Source organism: Nostoc sp., assembly GCF_036917275.1.
In the GTDB taxonomy this organism is placed as follows: domain Bacteria; phylum Cyanobacteriota; class Cyanobacteriia; order Cyanobacteriales; family Nostocaceae; genus Nostoc.
This window is the reverse complement of sequence record NZ_JBALDF010000042.1, coordinates 59264-81137: the sequence shown is the minus strand read 5'-3', so window position 1 is coordinate 81137 and position 21874 is coordinate 59264. Positions and strand designations below refer to the sequence as shown.

General features: G+C 40.3%; 19 protein-coding genes and 2 pseudogenes. 7 read left to right on the top strand and 14 right to left on the bottom strand.

Going from position 1 to position 21874, the window contains the following annotated elements; all coding sequences use genetic code 11:
- The 3 genes and pseudogenes from V7K35_RS16710 to V7K35_RS16700 form a co-directional block, all read left to right on the top strand.
- Positions 1–270, top strand: a pseudogene (locus V7K35_RS16710) (hypothetical protein); the annotation flags it as partial.
- 256 nt (positions 271–526) lie between these two features.
- Positions 527–1744 (top strand): sensor histidine kinase, encoded by a 1218-nt coding sequence (locus V7K35_RS16705; RefSeq protein WP_335080357.1) that lies wholly within the window; start codon positions 527–529, stop codon positions 1742–1744.
- 2 nt (positions 1745–1746) lie between these two features.
- Positions 1747–2382, top strand: coding sequence for a response regulator transcription factor (locus V7K35_RS16700; RefSeq protein WP_335080356.1), 636 nt, complete (start codon positions 1747–1749; stop codon positions 2380–2382).
- A 351-nt stretch (positions 2383–2733) separates the two neighbouring features.
- Here V7K35_RS16700 and V7K35_RS16695 read toward each other — a convergent pair whose 3' ends face one another.
- From V7K35_RS16695 to V7K35_RS16685, 3 genes and pseudogenes are all read right to left on the bottom strand, one after another.
- Entirely contained in the window at positions 2734–3531 is a 798-nt protein-coding gene (locus tag V7K35_RS16695; RefSeq protein ID WP_335080355.1) for a DUF3386 family protein, read from the bottom strand.
- A gap of 145 nt (positions 3532–3676) precedes the next feature.
- Positions 3677–3910 (bottom strand): annotated as a pseudogene (locus V7K35_RS16690) (choline dehydrogenase); the annotation flags it as partial.
- A gap of 398 nt (positions 3911–4308) precedes the next feature.
- Positions 4309–5298, bottom strand: a complete 990-nt coding sequence (locus tag V7K35_RS16685) for a hypothetical protein (RefSeq protein ID WP_335080354.1) — start codon at positions 5296–5298, stop codon at positions 4309–4311.
- Between the two features lie 46 nt (positions 5299–5344).
- On the opposite strand from V7K35_RS16685, the gene V7K35_RS16680 reads away from it, so the two are divergent.
- Positions 5345–6460: a carboxylate-amine ligase gene (locus V7K35_RS16680; RefSeq protein ID WP_335080353.1), complete on the top strand. Its 1116-nt coding sequence runs from the start codon at positions 5345–5347 to the stop codon at positions 6458–6460.
- A gap of 496 nt (positions 6461–6956) precedes the next feature.
- Here V7K35_RS16680 and V7K35_RS16675 read toward each other — a convergent pair whose 3' ends face one another.
- The 5 genes from V7K35_RS16675 to V7K35_RS16655 all read right to left on the bottom strand — a co-directional run bounded on the left by V7K35_RS16675 (position 6957) and on the right by V7K35_RS16655 (position 12527).
- On the bottom strand, positions 6957–7130 hold the full coding sequence (locus tag V7K35_RS16675; RefSeq protein ID WP_335080352.1) for a hypothetical protein: 174 nt from the start codon (positions 7128–7130) through the stop codon (positions 6957–6959).
- A 133-nt stretch (positions 7131–7263) separates the two neighbouring features.
- Positions 7264–8577, bottom strand: a complete 1314-nt coding sequence (locus V7K35_RS16670) for a Gfo/Idh/MocA family protein (protein ID WP_335080351.1) — start codon at positions 8575–8577, stop codon at positions 7264–7266.
- A 634-nt stretch (positions 8578–9211) separates the two neighbouring features.
- A complete protein-coding gene (locus V7K35_RS16665; RefSeq protein ID WP_335080350.1) occupies positions 9212–9913 on the bottom strand; it encodes a DUF4142 domain-containing protein in 702 nt (233 codons plus the stop codon).
- A gap of 50 nt (positions 9914–9963) precedes the next feature.
- A complete protein-coding gene (locus tag V7K35_RS16660; RefSeq protein ID WP_335080349.1) occupies positions 9964–10851 on the bottom strand; it encodes an NAD(P)-dependent oxidoreductase in 888 nt (295 codons plus the stop codon).
- Positions 10852–11459: 608 nt separating this feature from the next.
- Entirely contained in the window at positions 11460–12527 is a 1068-nt protein-coding gene (locus V7K35_RS16655) for an aldo/keto reductase (RefSeq protein WP_335080348.1), read from the bottom strand.
- A 490-nt stretch (positions 12528–13017) separates the two neighbouring features.
- Here V7K35_RS16655 and V7K35_RS16650 point away from each other — a divergent pair, with 490 nt between their 5' ends.
- Positions 13018–13263 (top strand): helix-turn-helix domain-containing protein, encoded by a 246-nt coding sequence (locus tag V7K35_RS16650; RefSeq protein WP_442939735.1) that lies wholly within the window; start codon positions 13018–13020, stop codon positions 13261–13263.
- An 88-nt stretch (positions 13264–13351) separates the two neighbouring features.
- Here the strand turns inward: V7K35_RS16650 and V7K35_RS16645 are convergent, their stop codons facing one another.
- Both V7K35_RS16645 and V7K35_RS16640 read right to left on the bottom strand, forming a co-directional pair.
- The gene (locus tag V7K35_RS16645) at positions 13352–13612 is read right to left on the bottom strand and encodes a hypothetical protein (RefSeq protein ID WP_335080347.1); all 261 of its coding nucleotides are present in this window, start codon (positions 13610–13612) and stop codon (positions 13352–13354) included.
- Positions 13613–14256: 644 nt separating this feature from the next.
- Positions 14257–14451: a hypothetical protein gene (locus V7K35_RS16640; RefSeq protein WP_334796027.1), complete on the bottom strand. Its 195-nt coding sequence runs from the start codon at positions 14449–14451 to the stop codon at positions 14257–14259.
- A gap of 175 nt (positions 14452–14626) precedes the next feature.
- On the opposite strand from V7K35_RS16640, the gene V7K35_RS29750 reads away from it, so the two are divergent.
- Both V7K35_RS29750 and V7K35_RS16635 read left to right on the top strand, forming a co-directional pair.
- Positions 14627–14764: a hypothetical protein gene (locus V7K35_RS29750; protein WP_335136385.1), complete on the top strand. Its 138-nt coding sequence runs from the start codon at positions 14627–14629 to the stop codon at positions 14762–14764.
- Between the two features lie 624 nt (positions 14765–15388).
- Entirely contained in the window at positions 15389–15850 is a 462-nt protein-coding gene (locus V7K35_RS16635; protein ID WP_335080346.1) for an ATP-binding protein, read from the top strand.
- Here V7K35_RS16635 and V7K35_RS16630 read toward each other — a convergent pair.
- The 4 genes from V7K35_RS16630 to V7K35_RS16615 form a co-directional block, all read right to left on the bottom strand.
- Positions 15827–18220: a hybrid sensor histidine kinase/response regulator gene (locus V7K35_RS16630; RefSeq protein ID WP_335080345.1), complete on the bottom strand. Its 2394-nt coding sequence runs from the start codon at positions 18218–18220 to the stop codon at positions 15827–15829. The two genes, V7K35_RS16635 and V7K35_RS16630, sit on opposite strands and share 24 nt — an antisense overlap.
- A 4-nt stretch (positions 18221–18224) precedes the next feature.
- Complete coding sequence (locus V7K35_RS16625; RefSeq protein WP_335080344.1) at positions 18225–18746, bottom strand: Rab family GTPase; 522 nt, start codon at positions 18744–18746, stop codon at positions 18225–18227.
- Positions 18747–18796: 50 nt separating this feature from the next.
- The gene (locus V7K35_RS16620) at positions 18797–20992 is read right to left on the bottom strand and encodes an OmpA family protein (RefSeq protein ID WP_335080343.1); all 2196 of its coding nucleotides are present in this window, start codon (positions 20990–20992) and stop codon (positions 18797–18799) included.
- 137 nt (positions 20993–21129) lie between these two features.
- Positions 21130–21777 (bottom strand): hypothetical protein, encoded by a 648-nt coding sequence (locus V7K35_RS16615; RefSeq protein ID WP_335080342.1) that lies wholly within the window; start codon positions 21775–21777, stop codon positions 21130–21132.
- Positions 21778–21874 lie beyond the last annotated feature (97 nt).

Here is a 21874-nt window from a genome sequence, read left to right as displayed (position 1 = left end):
ATACTCGCTGACGAGTCTTTTATACTCGTGAATGAGTCTTTGAACTCCGTTAATGAGTCTTTTATACTCGCTGACGAGTCTTTTATACTCGTGAATGAGTCTTTGAACTCCGTTAATGAGTCTTTTATACTCGCTGACGAGTCTTTTATACTCGTGAACGAGTCTTTGAACTCCGTTAATGAGTCTTTTATACTCGCTGACGAGTTTTTGAACTCACTCCCTTGCCCCCTGCCCCTTTTCCTCTTTGGTGACTGTTTAGAAGGTGTTTGAAAAGTTACTGCTTTACTCACACCAGCTAATCTTAAAAGTTGGCATGGGTTTGTGCATCAGCTAGAATTCCTAACCTGACCAGTAAAAAAGTACTTAATTTCTTGTGACTTTTTTCCTAATTTAGGAATAGTTAATCAGTCAGAACGGCTCTATCGATACTAGGGACATATTCGTTATATAGGAAGAAGAGTTTCATCCTAAAATTGTGAAAATACCTATGGTTTTGTTACAAAGGCCATTGAGTTGGAACAGTTCTATGGTTCGCTTAACCTACCCATCGTTTCGTCTGTTGCTTTACCTAGAGTGGCTGTTACTAGCCACGGCAATGTTCATGGAAGTTTTGCTGCCATTTGAGTTGTCCTGGTCGTTGCTGCTACGAATTGTCGCGATCGCAACTTTCAGCTTGATGGGCTTGAGACTACCAATGGTGAAGCTGGAAACAAAATTATTTTATACAGCCCTGGAATTCAGTTTAATTTTACTGCCAACAACTCAACATAGCTTATCTAGTCGCTCCGTTTTCCTGCTGTGTCTGGTACTGGTGATGCGAAGTTGCCTGATATTTAAGCGATCGGGACAGTTAGTTGTCTTGGGTTTATCTCTGCTAACTTATGGAACGCTGCTTTTGTCAAGACCGATTGTACCTGATAAGTTTATCCCAGATAAGCTGATCGCCATGTCTTGGGATTGGCGATTAAGTAATATATTATTGTTTAGCTTAACGTTAGTATTCGCTTTATTGTTAATTAATGCCCTGCTTGCAGAGCGCCAAAGTCGAGAGCAGTTAGAAATTGCCCATCAGCAATTAGAGATAACCAATCAACAACTGTGCCAGTATGCGCTAAGGATTGAAGATCAGGCAACTTTGCAGGAACGTAACCGAATTGCCCGCGAAATTCATGATGGGTTGGGACACACTCTAGTTGCCCAAACTATTCAGATTAATAACACTTTGTTGTTCTGGGAATCAAATAATCACAAAGCATTAACATTTCTCAAACAGGCAAAGGAATTGGGGGCTGAGGCGCTGCTGGAAATTCGGCGATCGCTTTCTGTTTTACGTTCAAATCCTTTGCAAGGGCAATCTCTCAAATCAGCCATTGAAAAGCTGCTGACAGATTTTCAGCAAACCACAGGTATTGAACCGAGCTGTAAAATTGATCTACCGTATACTTTACCAACAGAAGTAAACACGGCTCTTTACCGGATTGTGCAGGAATCGCTGACAAATATTTGCAAACACGCTCAGGCAACGAGTGTCACCGTTGGACTACTAGCTGACGCTGGAATGATTCATCTGTCAATCGAAGATAATGGAAAAGGGTTTAACCCCACTCAAAATACAACCGGGTTTGGGCTACAAGGGATGCGAGAACGAGCGGTTGCACTGGGCGCTCAGTTAAATCTCCACAGTCAATTAGGAACAGGTTGCTGTATTTCTGTTTCTTTGCCACTATCAAAGCTGTTGTTTTAGCTATGATTCGGATTTTATTAGTTGACGATCAGCATCTTATTCGCCAGGGACTTAAGAGTATGCTTGAGTCCAATGCCGAGATGCAGGTAATCGGTGAGGCGGAGAATGGACAACGCGCACTCGAAGTGATTCCTGCACTGCAACCTGATATTGTGCTAATGGATATTCGGATGCCTGTTATGGATGGAGTTGCCACAACAAAGGCGATCGCTCAACAATATCCTGAGATTAAGGTTCTCGTCCTCACCACCTTCGATGATGATGAGTATGTTTACCAGGCGATGCGGCTGGGTGCAAAGGGTTATTTGCTCAAGGACACCGAACCTGATGAACTAATGTTGGCAATTCGATCCGTCTACAAGGGACAAACCCTACTCGGCCCGGGATTGTTTGAGAAAGCACTCATGCCGATTACCGCACCTGTCCCGTCTGTGCAAACCCCTCCAGAATTGGCGCAACTCACACCCAGAGAATTAGATGTATTGCGGTTAATTGCTTCTGGAGCCAATAACCGTGAAATTGCCGAATCGCTGTTTCTTTCAGAAAATACTGTGAAGAATTATGTTACCAATATTCTGAGTCGCTTGAATTTACGCGATCGCACTCAAGCTGCTTTGTTTGCCCATTCCTTGTTCTGATTCTGTATTCTGACTCTAGAAGGACTGAATTGTATTTCGGTAAATAATGTAGCTTTTCTCAAACCTCAGTAAAGCTTTGGACAGTTCAAAATATTGAAGAAGAATTCAGAAGTCAGAATTCAGGGGTCAGCAATATTTCAGAGGGGGATTCAGACCCCCACTGTCTTATTGACCACTAAATCTCTGATTTAGTGGGGATTTTAAACCCGTTTATTCATCCGCTCTTATCGTACAGAATTCATTCTTAATTCTGATTCCTGACTCATGGATTCTGTTTAATAAAGTAGAGCTTTTTGAATCTCACAAATAATTTATTGTATTTTATAAGTAAAAGTCCAATTAATCTCTAATTTAAGGAACACTTGGTAATAGTTGTATGTTAGTATATGTAAAATCTGCTGTATCAGTTAGTTTTCTTTTTTGAAAGTCGTGGATTACTTGATGTGTTAGCACGTAGTAACCAGCAGTTTTTACATAAGTATCTTTCGATTCTTCCACTCCCATGACTTGTTTAGTCTGAGGTTGTTGGAAAGTTGATCGATATCTAGTTGCTAAATAACCTTCTGATGTTTTCTCTGAGTCCAATACATCGACGCTAACGGCAGTATTTCCAAGAAGACGATTGACTTGCGTAAGTTGATTGTGGGATATCTTATACCGAGCCTCTGTTTTCTCTCCTTGCTCAAAAATCTCTGCAACTCCGGTATTATCAGTAGCAATAAGTTTAAAAGTACTATTTTTATGTTGTTCACTAAATGGAACTCGTCGGTGATGAGTAAGTATGGTCTGTAAAGAAACTTCCACGAGTTGACGTGCTTCTTCCTCATTAATACCAGTTACTTTTAGACTCATATCTGGTTTTACCAGAATGTTTCCTCGGTAGTATTTTTTGTTATGCTTTAGTTCTACTACTGCTGTATAACCTGGAAATTGAGGGTTCCAAGTGTAACGATTTTCGTATGCTTTGCGAAAAATATCAAGTGCAGAAATATTTGGGGTTAAGGAATTACCTGTGTTGTCTGATAAAAGAATACTATTAGAGGCAAGCACTTGAGTCTTTATTTGAGTTACGAAAGCTAAACTCACAAAAGCCACACTTATAAAAAAAATTAAATACCAGATTTTGTATTTTGATGTTTTTTTGATCATATTTGCCTTAACAAGTCAAACTATCAACTTTGTTAAATATAATATTTTTAGTATTGTACCTCTATCAAATCAATTTTTAAAACCTTTACAATAATCTTTATTTTGCAAATTATTTAGTAGTCTCTTGAATAATATAATAAAGTGGGGGACAAAAGATTTTACGGTTATTTAAGTACGGTTCTGGTTCAGAGAAATAGCCCCAGTCCACCTCCGTGCCTGGTAGGCTTGTGCATTCTAACGGAATTTGAATCTCCGGTTTAGTATCCGGGTTGCCAGCTTCGAGTAATAATACTGTTGTTTCCCCGTCTTCTGTAATTCGGTTGGCGACAACGCAGCCAGCCGAACCTGCACCAATCATAATGTAATCATATTGAGTCATGAAATTCTCCTGTACCTGTGCTGTTTTAAGTGTAAATAAAATTGCCAGCCCGACAAAATTTTATTGAGCAACCTGCGGAATGTAGCTTGTAACAGAGTACGATGGTTTCGACTGCCTTTGTGATGCAATGGAGTATGTCCTGCATGTAGTGTCCTACCGTCTTGACGAATGCTTACCTGGTGATGAATTGCCAGCTGCGCCATAGATGGTCAAGCCAAGAGTGAGGAGTTAAACAAGTTGTATCCACTCGGTAGGCGATGCAGAAAACTGCAAGCTACCGCAAAGTGAAGTCAGGAATTTGCGATCGCGTAGGCAGATGTGGACTAACACTTCCTCTATAGTCTTAACTTCTCACCGATGCCTGTACCCTTTGCTTTTGCAGCTTCGGTAACACTCCCCTATTTGCAGTTAACCCCCGCTAATTTCGGAAAAAACTCCTTCGCGGCACAAGACACTAACATAGGATCTTCAATAGGGGGATTCGTTTTTGGAACAATGTGAGAAGCGGTAACTTTTTTGAGAGTCCATTGAAAATCTTCTCTCTTATTATTGGCAATGTTTTTTGCTTGAGTGTAGAAATATTCGCCACGAGCCAAACGATTAGAACCTTGTTGTGCATCGCACTTATAGGTATCATGCTCATCCGATAAAGGTTTGTTATCTTTTGTGCCTAAAATTATTGTCATTGGTGTACTGAAGGTCGTTTTCAAGTCCACAGATGATAGTTGATCTCCGGTTTGTTTATTGAAACCGCAAGGATAGCCCCTATGCTCATCAGGTATTGTGTACGAACCAGCCTCTGCGGCGATCGCCTTTTTGATGTGTGCATGGGGCATAAAGATGACCATTCGATGTACGAACTGTGCGCCAGCAGAGTGACCATAGAGATAGTAATTGGTTGCGTTGACTTTGGTACTTCTTTTCACGAAGTCAAAAATATTTTCAATTTCAGTAAACGCCCATTGGTTTCGAGGATTTAGAATCTTCAAATCTTCTGTAAACATATTGCCAAGGTTATACCCTGTAGCTAATGGATAGCGCTTTTGTTTAAACTGGGGAGCAAGCAGGATAAAATTTGGATTGTCGCGGCCTTTGCGATTGTAGATATTTCTCCAGTCATTTCTATAATCTTCAGCATTCCGTTTTTCACCATGCATGGCGAATACCACTTTAGTATTTGCCTGCAATTGATTAGGTAGGTAGTAGTAAACAGGGATAGAGAAATTGCCAGCTTCAACCTTGTAAAGAAAACAACCCTCTCCTTTCTTCAACACCCTTAAAGCACAACTATTATCTGAATGTGCTGAGACTGACCCAGACGCATTGAGGAGATGAGCGAAATTAAAGTAGAGGAAAGCAATCGTAATAAAAGCAAACAACTGTTTCATGAACTCGTCTAATATTAAAAGTTAGTCCTTTACAGAGACATTTTAGATGGTATCCCAGGCAGAAGACTTCACTATCGGTGTTGAAGAAGAATACCAAATTATTAACCCCATAACTCGTGAGCTTTGCTCGCGTCAACAGCAAATTTTACAGATAGCCGAGAAAGTTCTTGGAGAAGAGGTACAAGCTGAGGTTTATCTATCGCAGATAGAGATTGGCACACCCGTCTGTAAGACGCTAGCAGAAGTCCGTGCAGAACTTGTACGTTTGCGGCAAGAAATAATTGCAGCAGCAGCCAAAGACGGGAACCAAATCGCTGCCGCTGGGACGCACTCGTTCTCTTCATGGTCAGAACAGCAAATTACGCCCAAAGAACGCTACCAAGGGCTAATGCGAGATTATCAGCAACTTACCCGCGAACAAATGATTTTTGGCTGTCATGTACACATTGGTATTAGTGATCCTCAGATGGCACTTTCTGTCATGAACCGCGCACGAGTCTGGCTAGCACCCCTTCTGGCGCTAGCTGCTTCCTCGCCTTTTTGGATGGGTATGGATACAGGATATGCAAGTTACCGCACGGAAATTTGGGGGAGGTGGCCGATATCAGGGCCGCCATTAATTTTTGAGTCACTTGCTGAATATCAAGCGCTTGCAGAAGCTTTAATCGTAACAGGGAGTGTAGAGGAGGCAACAAAAATATACTGGGATGCACGTTTGTCTGAGCGTTACCCAACAGTAGAGTTTCGCGTCACAGATGTATGCATGACAGTAGACGAAGCAGTAATGGTTGCAGGACTGGTACGTGCCTTGGCACGCACCTGCTACGAACAAGCAAAAATAGGCGAACCATTCCCGGCTACACGCCATGAAGTTATACGTGCTGCTCACTGGCGTGCTGCACGTTATGGATTGGATACAGAACTAATAGATATCGAAGCAATGCGTGCTGTCCCAGCGCAGGATTTGCTTGAGAAGTTTCTAGCCTTCGTGCGTCCATCGTTAGAAGAGTATGGAGACTGGGACGAGATTTCATCGCTTGTGCAGCAGACAATACAGCATGGGAATGGTGCAACACGGCAGCGTGAAGTGTACAAGCGTACAGAATCTTTAAAGGATGTGGTTGATTTCATCGTTGCCCAGACGGCAAAAGGTATTGCTTAACTTTTTAGATGCCGACTTTAGCGCTCTTCCATCACTTTAAGACTGTACGTTTACTCATTTTGAATGGTGGGAGAAAATTAAGTCTTGCACTGCCTTCGATGTAGCTGATAAAGAGATTCTGGAACCTATCCCACTAATAATATTTGTGCTAAAAAGCTTAAGTTTATTGAGAACGGAAAATGAAAAATCAAGGTTTTCAAGCACATTTTACGAAAAGAAGTAGGGATTTTTAGAATAGTGGGATAGGTTCTTATACCAATTCTCTATGAAGATGCACTTAATTATTAAACGAACCGCCAAGTACGCCAAGTACGCCAAGACAGAAGGAGTAATCATTAAGTGCAAGCTCACGGAGAATTGGTATTAGTAAATACGCCAGTATGCGGCATCGCAGAATATGCTTGATTATTTGAGTTTAGATTAGACAAGGAGTACGATCGCTATCTTGGCGATGAAAGTTATTTTTCTGAGCAACAGCCGTTTTGAAAGTTGAAAATTAAGGTATTTGAGTGAATCTTTTGACAATTGCCTGAACCTTACTAATTAATTCAGTTTCATCTACTGTCAAAATTTGATGCTCACGCATAATAATTTTGCCAATACTAAGTCTAATATGGCAGTCAAAAACAGACTGGAAGTTTTCACCCTCAAAGAACGTACTTACAGTCATTAGCCAAGCTCCCGCTGTGTCCTGCATCTAACCTCCAATGTTGGAGACAATTGCGGCAATCGAGCGATCGCAAAACAAAGATTTACGTAGCGGACTCCAAGCAGAGGTTGTCATAACTGCGGTATGCAGGTATTTACTTCAGCATTCGAGGAGCAGGGCCACGAGTGGTATTCAGTCCCGATACACGAGGTAGGGTAATCGTCTTGCCTGTTTGTGCCGCTTCATAGATCAACGCTATCAGTTTTTGGTCTTGCAAACCTTCTTCACCAGGCGTATGGGGTTGCTTATTCCCAATAACACAATCCGCCATGTGATCAATTTCTAAGGCGAACTGGTTCTTCTCGCCTATCCGCACTTCGCTGACATTTTCTGCCATGCTGTTTGTTGGTGATTTGCGCGAAATCATCATCCGCAAACCGTTGTAGGAGAACGCCGGATCGAGTTGTCCCCAAGCATCAGAGCCGAAGACGCGAAACCGACGCGCTTCGTGAAAGCCGTAGCTAGTGGAGCAAATCGCTACTATCCCACTGGGAAACCGCAGCTGAAAGGTAACGCTTTCTTCCACTTCTTTAAAGCGTGGATCGCCAGGAGTGGTAAAGCTTTGGGCACTAATTGCGATCGGTTCCTCTCCCGTCAAATAGCGAGTTGCATTCAGGCAATAAACTCCCACATCTGGCAAACAGCCACCTCCAGCTAGAGCGTGTTTCAACCGCCACTGATTTAAGTCACCGCCCTGATTTTGTCCGTTATCTGCCTGAATCACTTTCAGAGTTCCTAATTCTTTGCTGCGGATCATCTGAATCATGGCGCGATGGTGCGGCTCATACTGGCAGCGATAAGCAATCATCAGTTTGCGATCGCTTTGTTTGCAAGCGTCGATCATCTGTTGAGCATCTTCGACTGTGGTTGCCATTGGCTTCTCACATAAAATGTGCTTCCCTGCTTTAGCACCACGCACCGTATATTCTCGGTGCATACTGTTAGGCAATACAATATAAATTACATCAACATCTGGATTGTTGCGGAGATTGTCGTAATTCTGATAATTGTAAACGTTCTGCGGTTTAATGCCATACTGCTGGGCAACTTGATTCGCTTTGGCAGCATCGCCACTAACTAATGCAGTTGGCTTTGCTAGCTTACATTCTGCAAACGCAGGCATGATTTCTTCTAATGCCAGTCTGCCTAGTCCAACGATCGCAAATCCCAACCGTCGCTCTGGGGGCAATGCAGTCGGAGGCCCACCTGTATCAACCTCAGTCTTTTCGGAGATCGGCGCAAATTCAATCTGAGGCGGCATTCCTCCGTGTGGCGTGGCTTGCTCAGTCGGCTGTTGGGCAGTAACCTCTTCGCTCATACTACCAAGTGCAACGGCTGAAATGGCTCCTAATCCCGCAGTAGTCAGAATTTGACGACGAGAAAATTCTCCTTTAAACAATTCGGACATCGTGGTTCCTTAATGATGAAATTTTGGATTTATACAAGTCTGCTTAAATAACCGTCAACATAATTCGTAATTGATAATGACGCTTGTGGACTCGCTAACGTAATTCGTAGTTGCAATTTAATTACGTTAGCGCAGCGTTATCCGCGTACTCCTGCAAAAGAAGCAAGCAACCTGTAGCGTCTTGTAGAGAGCGTTATTACGAATTACAAATTAGTAATCATTTAGTCATTGCGATCGTTTGCTCTTAGTACAGCATTTCATTAATTCGTAGTAAATTAGTGTAAATGCCAATGTATCCATCTGCAATGTCAATGTCTTCATTTGCAATGGCAATGCATCCGTCTACAATGCCAATGTGTTCCTCTACAATGGCAATGCATCCGTCTACAATGCCAATGTGTTCCTCTACAATGGCAATGCATCCGTCTACAATGCCAATGTGTTCCTCTGCAATGGCAATGCGTGCATCTACAATGCCAATGCATCCCTATGCATTTAAAAACGCTACGATTTTATACGAAATGTACTTAGTATTCCACTTGGTATTCCCGCAGTGTAAGAAAGTAATCCCAAAAACCCTGCGATTGCGCCATTTCACTCGTAATTGATTAATTACGTATAATTGGACATCATATTACGGGGTACTAGTTGGAGTTGGGGTACTAGTTGAAGTTGGGCTACTGGTTGAAGTTGGGCTACTGGTTGAAGTTGGGGTGCTAGTTGAAGTTCCAGAATTAGCAAGGGAACGAACCTGTTCCAAGTGTTGTTGGAGGGTTGGTAGCGCTTGAGCCGCAAATGCTTTTAGATCGGAATCTTGTCCTTTTTGAGCTTCATTTTGAAATGCAGCGACATCCTTTTCATGATCTTGAAGCATCAGATTCAGATACTGGCGATCAAAGTTAGTACCAGAAAGCTTAGATAAGCGTTGCTTAACTTGCTGATTTTTTTTGCCAATAGTAGTTGGCAGCGTGACACCTTTTTGAGTCGCCAACTGTTTAAGTTGATCGTTCACCGGGGTATGATCATCAACCATATGCTGTCCATATTGTTTTACTGCATCACTATTTCCACGTTGTAATGCCAGTTGTCCTAATTGAACTTCTGCTAAACCCCCTTGAGCAGCTTCAGTCATGAACTTTTTGTCTGAAGAACTGAGGGTATTTTGCCCTGATGCAGTTGGTGACGCACTTGGTGATGGACTCTCTGTCTTTTGCACAGGCACAGCAGATGGAACTTCAGATGTATTTTGGTCATGCGGAGTAGTTGGTGTGCAACCAGTCGCTAGAGATAAAGCGATCGCTACTAAACCAGTTGAGAATATTTTTAAGTTAGGCATATCAATGTTTTCCTGAAATAAAGGTGTATTTTCTAATGCGAAATTTGCAGTTATGATTCAACCGTCACTCCCGCTTCCAATTCCAGAGCTTTGATGAATGCTGATGCATTTTCTTCCCCCCATCCTTGATTAACTGCTGTTTTAATGGTTTCTCTGACAATTGCGGCAGCAGGCATTGGAGAATTTAAATCTTGGGCAAATCGAGCAATCAAATTGGCATCTTTAAGCAAATTATTTAACGCAAAACTTGGCGTGAAATCGCGGTTTACCAGAGTCTTGCCCATGCCGTCAAAAATCGGAGAACGAAAATCCACCACATGCAGCACATCAAGAACGTCTTGTGTATTAAGTCCGGCTTTGGTTGCCAGAATCAGCGCTTCCCCTAACGCTTCGATTTGGGTTGCCACGATTGAATTACCGATGAGTTTCATCGATGCACCTTTGCCAGTGTCGCCTAGATAATGGATCGTTTCGCTCAACGGCTCCAAAATTGGTTTGACTTGCTCAAATACGTCCCGCTTGCCACCAACGACAATCCACAATCCCCCTGCTGCGGATTCATTTTTGCTACCAAAAACGGGAGCATCAAGAAATTCAACCTGCTTTTCGGCATAAGCTGCGGCTTCTCGACGCGAGGTATCAGGATGAACTGTACTCATGTCGATCGCAATTTGTCCCGAACGCACGTTCGATAAAATGCCATCTTTCCCAAAGACAACCTCTTCAACCGCATTCTCATTTGAGAGCGAGTAGAGAATCGCTTCGGCATTCTCTACGGCTTGTGCTGGTGTTTGTGCTTGTGTTGCACCTTGTTCAACCAGAGGCTTACAGGACTCTAAATTACGATTCCAAACGCTCAGATCGTAGCCCGCTTTGAGCAAGTTGGTTGCCATCCCACTGCCCATGATGCCGAGTCCTAAATACGCAATGCGTTTCATAATTATGTTTTAGATGGTATCTTACTTCAAGGAAATAGCGATACTTTTAGTACACAGGAAGTGTGTTGAAGTCAGCCAGTTTGTCCCTTCTTCACATCATCGAAGTTTTGAGGATAAATACATCTTCCAATTGATAGACTCAGCAGAAATCAAGATAGGGACAGCAATGAATCACCTAGCCAGAACTTACGCAAAATTATCAAAGAATGAACCGCGTTCGCGCAGCGTCTCGTAGAGAAGGGCGCAAAGGACACGAAGGAATAAGAGTTTCAAAGATAGGACTTACGCACACTCTACGAATTCTCGGCGCTCTTGGCACGGCAGTTGCTTCAAGTCGGCAGAGCCGCCCAACGCACTGCCTCGTCTTGGCGGTTCGATAAATTAAGCGAAGTTGGCAATATTTTGCGTAAGTCCTAAAAGAGTTATTGCGTGAGTTCTACTAGCTTTTTGTGAAAATGCCTCAAGTTAAGTAACACAAAAATTGATTTTGAGAAGATGTGCGTAATGCATCAACTCGATTTAACGTTACACCTGCAAAATTGCGTAGGCGTAGCTTGTTGTAGACATTGCTGTTTGTATAAATAAACAGTCAAACATAGTATTAATCTTTACCCAAGATAAGCTGGATTCATGGCTGTACTATCATTTTGGTTTGTGGTTTTATATCGTTCGTACTGCCCTTTAGCCGCTGCCTCACGGGTACGCGCTAACAGTGCTGTAACTCGTGCTTGATCCATTGGCTTAAACGTGCGGACTGCTTCAAACGCCTGGTCTAAAATTCTCATGCTATCAATGCCGGTAATTACGACTGACGTTGGCAAATTCATTGCGTAGTGCAGGCACTCAATCGCACTAACAGTGTTGCTTCTAAGAATGTAAGACTCCCCGATCGATTTCATTCCCAGCACACCAATGTTGTTTTTCACTAGCACAGGTAAAACCTGATGTTCAAAACTTCTAAAATGAGCATCCATAACATTTAATGGCATCTGCACAGTATCGAAGCGGAAACCATTTTGTGTGGCAGTTTCCAACATTTGAAGGTGAATCAGGGGATTTTTGTGTCCTGTGAAACCGATATGGCGAATTTTGCCTGCCTTCTGCGCCTCGACGACTGCCTCCATCGCACCCCCAGGAGCAAAGATGCGATCGGGGTCTTCAAAGCGCAGTATTTCATGATGCTGCACTAAATCAATGTGATCGACTTGCAAATCTTTGAGCGATTCATCAATCTGCATCTTGGCAGCACCTTTAGTGCGACCATCGATTTTCGTCATTAGGAAAACCTTTTGGCGATAACCATCCTTAAGTGCATTTCCCATCCACCGATGGCTACGTCCATTATGATAATCCCAAGAGTTATCCATAAAGTTGATGCCGCGATCAATGGCACTGCGGATCAGCTTGATACTTTCTTGCTCCTCTTCAATTTTTCCAATGTGAAACCCACCCAAGCCAATCGCAGATACTTGTTCTCCAGTCCGTCCAAGGGTGCGATATAACATTTCGCCCCGTCGAGTTGGAGTGGGTGTTTGAGCTAATAATTGAGTCTTTTCATCAACAGGTTCTGTTTGAGCAAGGAGCGGCTGCAAAAATCCTTCCGAAACTGCAAGTCCTGCCGCTACTAACCCCGAAGCAGAAGCAGTTTTCAACAAGCTGCGTCTACTGATCTCCATAATTGTCTCCTACAAGCAACAACAGGAATGAGCCGTATAGTAGCACGGCAATCTGGTACAAAGACTCTAACTAAGGAGTGCTTTGAAACATACACCGTAAGATACATTCATAATGCAAGCCGATGCATTCATAATGCTTACCCTTCTGCAAAACCAATTATCCTCACTTGGAATAGATGGATAGGGGCAATGGAATTTTGGGCTGATTTAGCTCATTAATTGATGCGTTTGAAGCCCGGTAAACTACCCTATTTTCAGCAAGGTCTACGAGCTATGGCTTTTATTCAGTCTGCTTTATAACTTCTTTGTCACCCCTTCAGCTTTTAGACTTTTCAAACGACCTCTAACTTCTGACTGTTCATCCGATAATTATGAAGTTTTATAACTAGTTGTGGAATTCATGGACTTTTGATTCCGATAAATAAGCAGAGGTTAGCCAAGAAGCTAAACGAACTTCCAAAGAGTGCAAGTTCTACCAGGAGGAATCGCTGTGGAAAATCTAAGTCTTTGCTTAACACCTTTTCAGCGCAAATATCTACTGAAAAGCTTAGAAACCAATTTACGGGCAGAATATCGCCGTCGCATTGAAATTATGCTACTTTTCGACGTAGGTCAAACTCAAGCTCAAATCTGTAAAGCTTTGGGATGTTCTCAAGAGACTGCACGCTACTGGATTGCGATCGCTCATTTGTTCCAGCAAAACAACTACTATAGCAAGGGACTGGGGACTGGGTGAAAAGCCTTTTTGTGTCTAAGTTTTATCATCTGTTAATGTCCTAACCACCTTGGCTGTTGCTATACCACACCAGAATGCATCATAGAAGCTACTGCAATTCGATTGTATCAAGTGACAATGCAATCGCATCAACCCGCAATTCGATTGTATCGACTAACAATGCGATTGTATCAACCCGCAATTCGATTGTATCGACTAACAATGCGATCGCATCAACCCACAATTTGATTGTATCAACTGACAATGCGATCGCATCAACCTGCAATTCGATTGTATCAACCCGCAATGCGATTGTATCGACTAACGATGCGATCGCATCAACCCGCAATTCGATTGTATCGACTAACAATGCGCTTGTATTGACTGATGAATTATTTTGTATAAATTTATGTAAATAAATTAGGAAGTTTTGTGTAAAACTAACGCGATCGCAACAGAGAATTATGCAGAGGTGAGTGCAACCACTGTAAACCCGAATTAGTAGTGTGACAGTTTAAATAATTGCACTATTTTAGTTTATTTCGGAGCTTTAAGTTTGAAACACGATTGGTTTTCTCTGAGGGTGGCTTTATGCGATCACATGAAGCCATGATAAAAATAGATTAATGTTAATCAAAATTTAATATTTTCTTAATACAAACAGTGAATTTATTGAGATGATTGAAAAGATAACATTTATCAGCTTCTGAGATTTATTAATTATGAAACCTATACAGTCATATCAGACTCTCAGACTCCGGGGAACCGCCAGGGCAAACCCATCTTAATTGAAGCGGAAATTAACACCACTCTGGATTTGTACCAGCTAGCTTTATCTTGTACAGGCTTTTTAACCCTAGTTAATAAACAGTCAAATCAGTGAGGTGCGCCTTCTGACTTGAAGATGCTCAACAATGGTGGAGTGAATAATGAGATATTCAATGCACCATTGTTGAGTTGAGTTCTTAATGAAAACCGACCCAGTTAAACCTTGACTCGTCGTCAGAGTCAGCTTTACTCCTGATCAATTTTTTCAATATCATCAGGTGTACCAGTGGCAGAAATTTTTGATGTGCCAGATTTACCTGCACCCGAATTGCCACCAGAAGCACCAGCACCGCCTGAGTGTTTAGAATCAGTGTTACCTTGTTCGTCCTGAAGTTGTTCAATGCGATTTTTTTCTTGAGCTTTATCTTTTTGGTCAGCCATATCTTATTTATATTTCTCGCTATTGGTTAGTTCTTAACTCTAACATTTTCCTTATTCTGGCGACACCAAAGGTAAATACTCTTAATTGGGGTGGTCTTAAATAAAGTGTCAGAAAATTGTAAACTAATTTTGTCCCTATTACTGAACTCCAGGAACAACGCTTGAAGATATTTGGTTGTCGCCCCGGTCTAAGTTTTGTTTTCTATGCAGGACTGGGTTATGTAATAGTTGCGCTAAGTGTGATAAACCAATTACATCACTGAAATTTCGCTTCTGTCCTTATAAGGAGTCTTTTGATTCTGTTGTGATTTGACCCAAAACACTTACTATGGGTAAAATGCCTTGTCATTGCTCACCAGACTAGAGGGCGAAAGCGCCAAAGTGTAGTCATGGCACAAAATATACTTGCTTTTGTGAGGCAACAAGGTTCTGCGATCGCAGATGGCTTGGATCAAGATATCACCTGAATGCCACGCTGGAACTTTTAAAAAAACATATCCACGGACTTTTCAAGTGTGAGGTCTCCACTTCTTTTTTACTACCCTATCTTGAATCAGCTATATTCTCAAACTATTCTTTTGGAGATAGTTTTATTTTGGGAGTTTTCTCAGATACCTACGGCGGTAAATTACGCTTCGATCTGTGGATGGGATTACATCATTTCTGCTTTATTAAGTGCAACTTCATAGAGAATTGGTATTACTCAGGTTCGCAAAGGTATAAAATATCCTCCTATCACCGTTGCCTCTTAATCCTTTTTTGATGGGCGAGAGTGAAAAACTACTTATTCACAGTAATATCTTTTCTAGTAAAACTTCAGTTTTCAAGATGGATGAGGTTTATATGGAATTTAGTTTTTAATGTATAGTAAAAATACTCAAATTAAATAAACTAATTAACGAATATGATGATTTTAAAATATTTTATTGGTTAAAAAGTGAAAAATAAAATTTATCTAAAAGTTAATACAGACCTGATAGCGTCGCCTCAAGTCCTGTCTTGGTTCGAGCAGATGAATCTACCACCTATTCCTAATAAAAAAATTTGGTGGCAATGTCAAACACTGATGATAGAAGGCTTTACCAACATTGTTGAACATGCCCACAAAAATTTACCTACTGAAACTCCTATTGAGATGGAAGCTATACGATTAGATGAATACATAGAAATTCGCATCTGGTCTCAAGGTGAACCCTTTGACTTAGAGCAGCAATTGCGGCAAGTATGTGAATTTGAGGAGAATGAGCAAGAGCGCGGCCGTGGTTTAAAAATCATGTCTGCCATTGCCGACAAATTGAGTTATGAACGGGCCATAGATAATCGTTACTGTTTATTTATTAGTAAATATTACCAAAGTTACAGCGGAAGTCAGGAGTTAGGAGCTAGAAGTACTGATTAAAAATTCTTGGATATGTTTAACAAATTCTTCTAACTCTGAGATTATGTTAGTAGTACCTCGACACTTTTGATTGTAAGCTAGTTGTTCTAGTTTTTCAGTTGCCAAATACATGATTGTAGCTCCAACATTGGCACTAGCACCTTTAATTTGATGGATTTCTCGCGCTAGTTGCTCAAAATTGTCAGTAGCGATCGATATTTTAATTATCTCAAGACGAGGTTGAATATCTTCAACAAATAATTGCAGTAGTTCCAATTCAAATTCTGGGTTATTTTCTGAGAGTTGATGCAAGCGTTCCCAATCAATTAGGAGGTCAACTGAACCTACATTTGTTGTATAAACTGTCTGTTCCACAGCATCTATTTCTTTTACCTTGAATATCACACTTGCCCAATGCTCTAGTGTAGCCGCTAAATTTTCTTTCATCACCGGCTTGCTCAGATAGTCGTCCATTCCGGCATCTAGACACATTTGTTTGTCTTCTTTCATCGCATTAGCTGTCATCGCAATTACCACAGGACGACGACCACTGGCAAAGCTGCTTTCTTGCCAACGATGAATTTCTTTTGTGGTTTCCAAACCGTCGAGAACTGGCATTTGGCAATCCATCAGAATCAAATCGTAAGGAATTTTTTCTAATAACTGCAACGCTTCTTTCCCATTACCAGCGACATCAGCACTGTAACCCAGGCTTTTTAGTTGCTTCAAGGCTATTTTCTGATTCACCAGATTATCTTCAGTTAAGAGAATTCTTAATTCATGAGAGTCAGGTGACGGGGAAAAAGACATAGGGGCGCTCTTAGGCGGGGACGACAAGAATAACTCCTGACTCCTGACTTCTAACTCCTCTGAAATAACAGAAGCAGCAATCGTAAAGTAAAATGTACTACCTGCACCAAGCTCACTTTCAACCCAAATTCTGCCACCCATTAACTCGCACAGCTGCTTACAAATAGCGAGACCTAACCCAGTACCACCATACTGTCGAGTAATGGAGGAGTTAACTTGACTGAAGGCTTTAAATAAACGTTCAACGCGATCGCATGGAATTCCAATGCCTGTATCTTTAACACTAAACTGAATTTCGTCAGTATTTGCAATATAAGAATGATTAATATCGCTATTCTTGTAGATTACAACCGAAACTTCTATGCTTCCAGTTTCGGTAAATTTAATAGCATTACTGAGTAAATTAATCAAGACTTGGCGCAGTCGGGTGACATCCCCCACAATCGTAGTAGGAAGTTTAGGAGTATCTAAAAATGTGAGTTTTAAACCTTTTTCTTTAGCTTCAGGCGCAAGCAAATAAAGAGCCTCATTAATGCAATTTCGCAAAGCAAAAGGTTCCTCTTCTAGTTCCAAGTTGCCCGATTGGATTTTGGAGAAGTCAAGGAAATCATTAATAATTTTGAGTAAAGAATCTCCACTGGTGTAAATAATTTCAATAAAGTTTTTCTGTTCATCAGTCAATTCGCTATCTAGTAATAAACTGGCCATACCGATTACCGATGAAATCGGAGTTCGAACCTCATGGCTAATCATCGCTAAGAATTCCTGTTTAGCAAGTTCTGCCTGCTTCCGTTCAGTCATGTCTCGCAAAATGTAAACATAACCTTGAAAATGCTCAATTTCTGTCTTAACTATTGAGGATGAAAAAGCTATGGGAATTGTTTTACCACTTTTGGTATAGCAAATGGTTTCTACCTCTTTCACCAAAGGATTTATGTAAGGATTATGTAATATATTAATACTCTCAATATCCCCAGTTATAAGTGGAGAGTTATTGACTTCTCTAATAACTTTTGTGATAGATTGACCCACGAGTTCTACTTCGTCATATTCCAACAAAACCTGTGCAGCAATATTTACTTTTTTTATGTTTCCTGATAGCGTTGTCACCAATAATGCATCTGCTATTGATGTCACAATTTGGTCAATATATTGTTTAGAAGCCTTTAAATTACGTAACAAAAGATTTGCTTCATTTGCACCCTGGAACAAAGATTGCTCAAGAACCATCCTTTCTGTCGCGTCTTCCACAAGAATTATTAGTGAATTACTAAAATGATCTTCTTGGATATTATTAGTAATACGAATATCAATATATAAAGGAGAAACTATATCTTGTGAGCGCATAATTCCCTTTAATTCAAAATAATCTTGCTCCCCCTGTCGAATCGCATTAAAAACATCTTCAAGTCCCTCTAATTCTGGAAACACAATCCTAATATCCTCACCTTGCTTCACCTCATCAGGAATGTCAGCAAAATGATTTAATCCCAAAGATTTCTCCAGAATCTTAAAATTTTCATCAATTATCAAATATTCAATATGACATATAGATAATAGGTTTATCAAAGATGAGTTCATTTTCCTAAATTAAACGATTGGCTAAAGCTTTAAATATTTCATCGACATTCTTGCCAGTTTTAGCTGAAGTTAGATAAGTATCTAATACATTACTTTGCTCAAATTGATACATTTGGCGCATTTTTTCCAAATACTCAGATGCAATCATATCTGATTTGTTCAGCGCAACAACAATGTAGCTTTTAGGATTAACATTTAAAAAACTTTGAATATGCTCCTGGAGATGATTGAGCGTTTCTGGTTGTGTGACATCACCAACTATCACAGCACCTTTAGAACCTTGAAAATAGTTTTGAGCAACTGTCTTAAACTTATTACTGCCTTCAATATCCCAAATTATAAGCTGTAAGTTTTGCTTATTATACAGGTCTTGTTTAAGAACATCAACCGATTTACGAGAAATTTTTACTCCTACAGTTGAAAGATATTCATCACTAAATTGACACTCTACAAATTGGCGAATTAGACTAGTTTTACCAACACCAAAATCACCAAATAAGCAGACTTTTTTAGAATTTGTAGACATAGTTTAGTAAAAATAATTAGTATTTTAGATTAATCAAAGTTATTTTAAACTTAAAATTTCTTGGTTATCGGTTCTATAACTACACAGCGACTTAACCACAAGGGATGAGTTTCATCAATTCCTGGTGGTAAATTGGTCTTAGCAATTATCTCTAGACGAGATGGCTCTATACCTAACTTAATCAGTGCTTGTTGTACAGCCTTTGCTCGCATAAGTGCCAATTTTTGAGATATGTTTTTACCAGTATGATCATAACTATAACCAATGATTTTTAAATGCTGATTTGGGTACTGATTGAGGAAAAACTTTACCTGTTGAATCTTATACTCTAAATTCGCTTTCATCAAACTCGCTGAATCAGATTGAAAGTAAAATCTAACTTCAATTTGTGGAGGTTGGACTCGCACCGCACTAGATACAATTTTTACGCCGGGAATTAATTCAAATGCATGAGTAATAATCTGAGCATCTGCAATTCGGTTGATAGTGCCTTCGATAGCAACTTTACCAGCAATATATTGAGCAGAAATTGCTATATCATTAGTCTGATTTAAAACTGCTGTAACTCGTTTGACTTCAGCAGCAGCTAATACAGGATCTGCTGGTACTTCTACTAATAAAATTTGATTGTCAATTAACCAATTAGGGGAGGTTACTTTGACAATTTGCTCGGCTTTCTGGCGAAGAAGTTGATTAGGTAATCGTCCTGTTAATTTTAATTTATTGTGTTCTACCTGCACTGTAAGCCGATATACAGCTAGTTCTGGAACAGAAGTTAGAGCCAAGTAAGTTTGATTTTCAATAGAATGGATCACTCCACTATGGTATTGCCAAAAGCCCCAAGGAATCAAAATAGTGCTGATAACTGTTAAGCCTAATATCAGTAGTGGTGAGAGTTTGTTTTCCTTTTTTTGCTGAATATCTGTATTTTTAAGTTCTTCTAAAAGTGGATTAATTTCGATAGGGATTGTATCTGTATCACCATCAAAATTTTCAATTAAATTACCATGCATTTGAACAATTTTGCTGAATATTTGCCGCATTTTAAAAATAAAGTTTTTGCTTGGCTCTCCTTGCACAACGAGTGCTAAATAACAATATCCTGCAACTTCTAAAATTATTTTAGATGTTCCATATTCAATTGTGTCTAATTCTGTCACATTTCCCGATTGATTGATACAATCATTAGCAAAGCTACGAATTGCTGTCAGCATTCCTGCTACCATTTCAGCCTCTAGCTGCTGTGCATCAGAGCGTTGAATATTTGAGATAATTAAACCAGACGTTTTATGAATTAAGAAAATGGCTTTAATTGTAAATGGTAGAGCTTCTTTAAAAATTAATTCTGCTTCAGAAACTCCCTGTAATTTGGCACGAATTTTACGTTTTATTCCTTCAACGCTGAGGGTTTCTTCGACTTGTCGATTAATAGCACGGATTGTCTCTGCCATATATTTAGATATGGTACTACCAATAATTGGGTAGAGTGCATCTACAACAATATTTTGTTCAATTTCAATTTGCTTTTTAATAGCTCGTCCGATTGCAGGAGCGATCGCATCTGAAACTTCCTCTGGAGCAACAATAATCTGCTGGGAAATAGCTAGGGGAATAGTAGGAGCGATCGCCGCACTCATGCTAATTTTATCTTGTTCAGTGCGACTGTGAATAGCCTGGTCGATAATCGGAGCAATTATATCTACAATTTCCTCTTTTGACTCTGTAATCTTTAGCCTTAAAAGCTCAGAAATGCACGGTAGTAGTAGATTTATTAGCTCTTTAGGGTTGTAAACTTGATCCTCTATTTTTGTAAACTTTTGTTCAAATTTTGCTACAATATTGTTAATTTCTGCTAACTCATATCCAACCAATATCTCCCGTAATTTTTGCAATGCATCCTCTGAGTTGTCTAACGTTTCCTCAAAAGTTGCAAAGATTTCAATAGATTTTTCTAATTCTTCTTGAGTAATTTGTGATGGATTAGATATGTTTTGAGGAAAATTCCAAGCTGACTCTAAATAAGCTTCACATACTTCTAACGGCACTGGAGGAAGTTGCAGTAATTCAATTTCTTCTGTAATATACTCATGACTACTATCAGTTTCTGATGGTAATAAAGAAAAAGATTGCTCAGGTGATTCGATAATTTTAAGATCGACAAGTAAATCCAAGAAATTGTCAAGCTGTACAGCTTTTTCTGTTTTTAATTCAAAAGATTGAGAAATCGAATTTTCCACCTGAGTCATATCAGTAAGTCTCGTCTTTAAAAGTGCTGAATGCTGAGTTGGGAGTAGAGAGACATGATTAATCGCGTCTGTACAGGAGTTAGGAGTGAAGAATTATCTCCCTCATTCCCTTCATTTATCCTTGCCTTCTGACTTGATTAGGAATGTGATTCTGCGGTACTGTTTGAGTGAGTTAACACTTTTGACAAGTTTGCAGTTTCTAGAAGCGGCACAGGAGTATAGTCGTTGCTGCCTTCATCGGCTGCTTCTCGCAATTTAGGAATGAATTCAGTTTCTTTTAGACGCATTCCCAAAGCAAACAAAGTTTCAGCCATATCGTCTTTAGAAACCTTAGTGTCTGTTAACTGTGAGAAGCGTCGATCTATTTCTTCTAAAATCAGATCCCGTAACGCTGTAACATCATCTTGTAATTGAACTTTAGTATGAAAGATTTCATCTCGAATCGCGGTAGTTTGGCTATCTAATGTGTCATCAAGCGACTGAACACTGTTAGAAAACTTTTTATTAAGTCTATCAACTTGTTGCCGTAAGTCAAGAGTTTCTTCTTGAGTTGTCAGGTTGAGTGACTTCAGCTTTTTCTCCACCGCCTCAAACCCTACTTTTAGTTCAGCCGAAAAATTTGACTTGAGTTGATCGACATGCGATCGCATCTGTTGTTGCAGGAGAGAGATATCTGACTCCTGCTTGTTAAATCGATTTTCGTACTCTCTTAGCTGTGTTCCCAAAATAATATCGCGGATCTGATCGATATTGCCAAGCCGTTCTCGGACATCGTCTCTACTCATCTGACTCATCAGGAAAACCTCACTTTTCGGGAATTAATTGGGGATAGGAGGTGATGCATTTAACTGATATTTAGGCTAAAAATTCTCAGCATAAGAT

What these genes read in the sequence shown, in the direction of transcription:
- V7K35_RS16700 (WP_335080356.1), top strand. Translation starts at nt 1,747, where the DNA reads ATGATTCGGATTTTATTAGTTGACGATCAGCATCTTATTCGCCAGGGA.
- V7K35_RS16685 (WP_335080354.1), bottom strand. Translation starts at nt 5,298, where the DNA reads ATGAAACAGTTGTTTGCTTTTATTACGATTGCTTTCCTCTACTTTAAT.
- V7K35_RS16655 (WP_335080348.1), bottom strand. Translation starts at nt 12,527, where the DNA reads ATGGAGATCAGTAGACGCAGCTTGTTGAAAACTGCTTCTGCTTCGGGG.
- V7K35_RS16630 (WP_335080345.1), bottom strand. Translation starts at nt 18,220, where the DNA reads ATGAACTCATCTTTGATAAACCTATTATCTATATGTCATATTGAATAT.
- V7K35_RS16625 (WP_335080344.1), bottom strand. Translation starts at nt 18,746, where the DNA reads ATGTCTACAAATTCTAAAAAAGTCTGCTTATTTGGTGATTTTGGTGTT.
- V7K35_RS16680 (WP_335080353.1), top strand. Translation starts at nt 5,345, where the DNA reads ATGGTATCCCAGGCAGAAGACTTCACTATCGGTGTTGAAGAAGAATAC.
- V7K35_RS16675 (WP_335080352.1), bottom strand. Translation starts at nt 7,130, where the DNA reads ATGACTGTAAGTACGTTCTTTGAGGGTGAAAACTTCCAGTCTGTTTTT.
- V7K35_RS16695 (WP_335080355.1), bottom strand. Translation starts at nt 3,531, where the DNA reads ATGATCAAAAAAACATCAAAATACAAAATCTGGTATTTAATTTTTTTT.
- V7K35_RS16670 (WP_335080351.1), bottom strand. Translation starts at nt 8,577, where the DNA reads ATGTCCGAATTGTTTAAAGGAGAATTTTCTCGTCGTCAAATTCTGACT.
- V7K35_RS16705 (WP_335080357.1), top strand. Translation starts at nt 527, where the DNA reads ATGGTTCGCTTAACCTACCCATCGTTTCGTCTGTTGCTTTACCTAGAG.
- V7K35_RS16615 (WP_335080342.1), bottom strand. Translation starts at nt 21,777, where the DNA reads ATGAGTAGAGACGATGTCCGAGAACGGCTTGGCAATATCGATCAGATC.
- V7K35_RS16665 (WP_335080350.1), bottom strand. Translation starts at nt 9,913, where the DNA reads ATGCCTAACTTAAAAATATTCTCAACTGGTTTAGTAGCGATCGCTTTA.
- V7K35_RS16620 (WP_335080343.1), bottom strand. Translation starts at nt 20,992, where the DNA reads ATGACTCAGGTGGAAAATTCGATTTCTCAATCTTTTGAATTAAAAACA.
- V7K35_RS16660 (WP_335080349.1), bottom strand. Translation starts at nt 10,851, where the DNA reads ATGAAACGCATTGCGTATTTAGGACTCGGCATCATGGGCAGTGGGATG.
- V7K35_RS16640 (WP_334796027.1), bottom strand. Translation starts at nt 14,451, where the DNA reads ATGGCTGACCAAAAAGATAAAGCTCAAGAAAAAAATCGCATTGAACAA.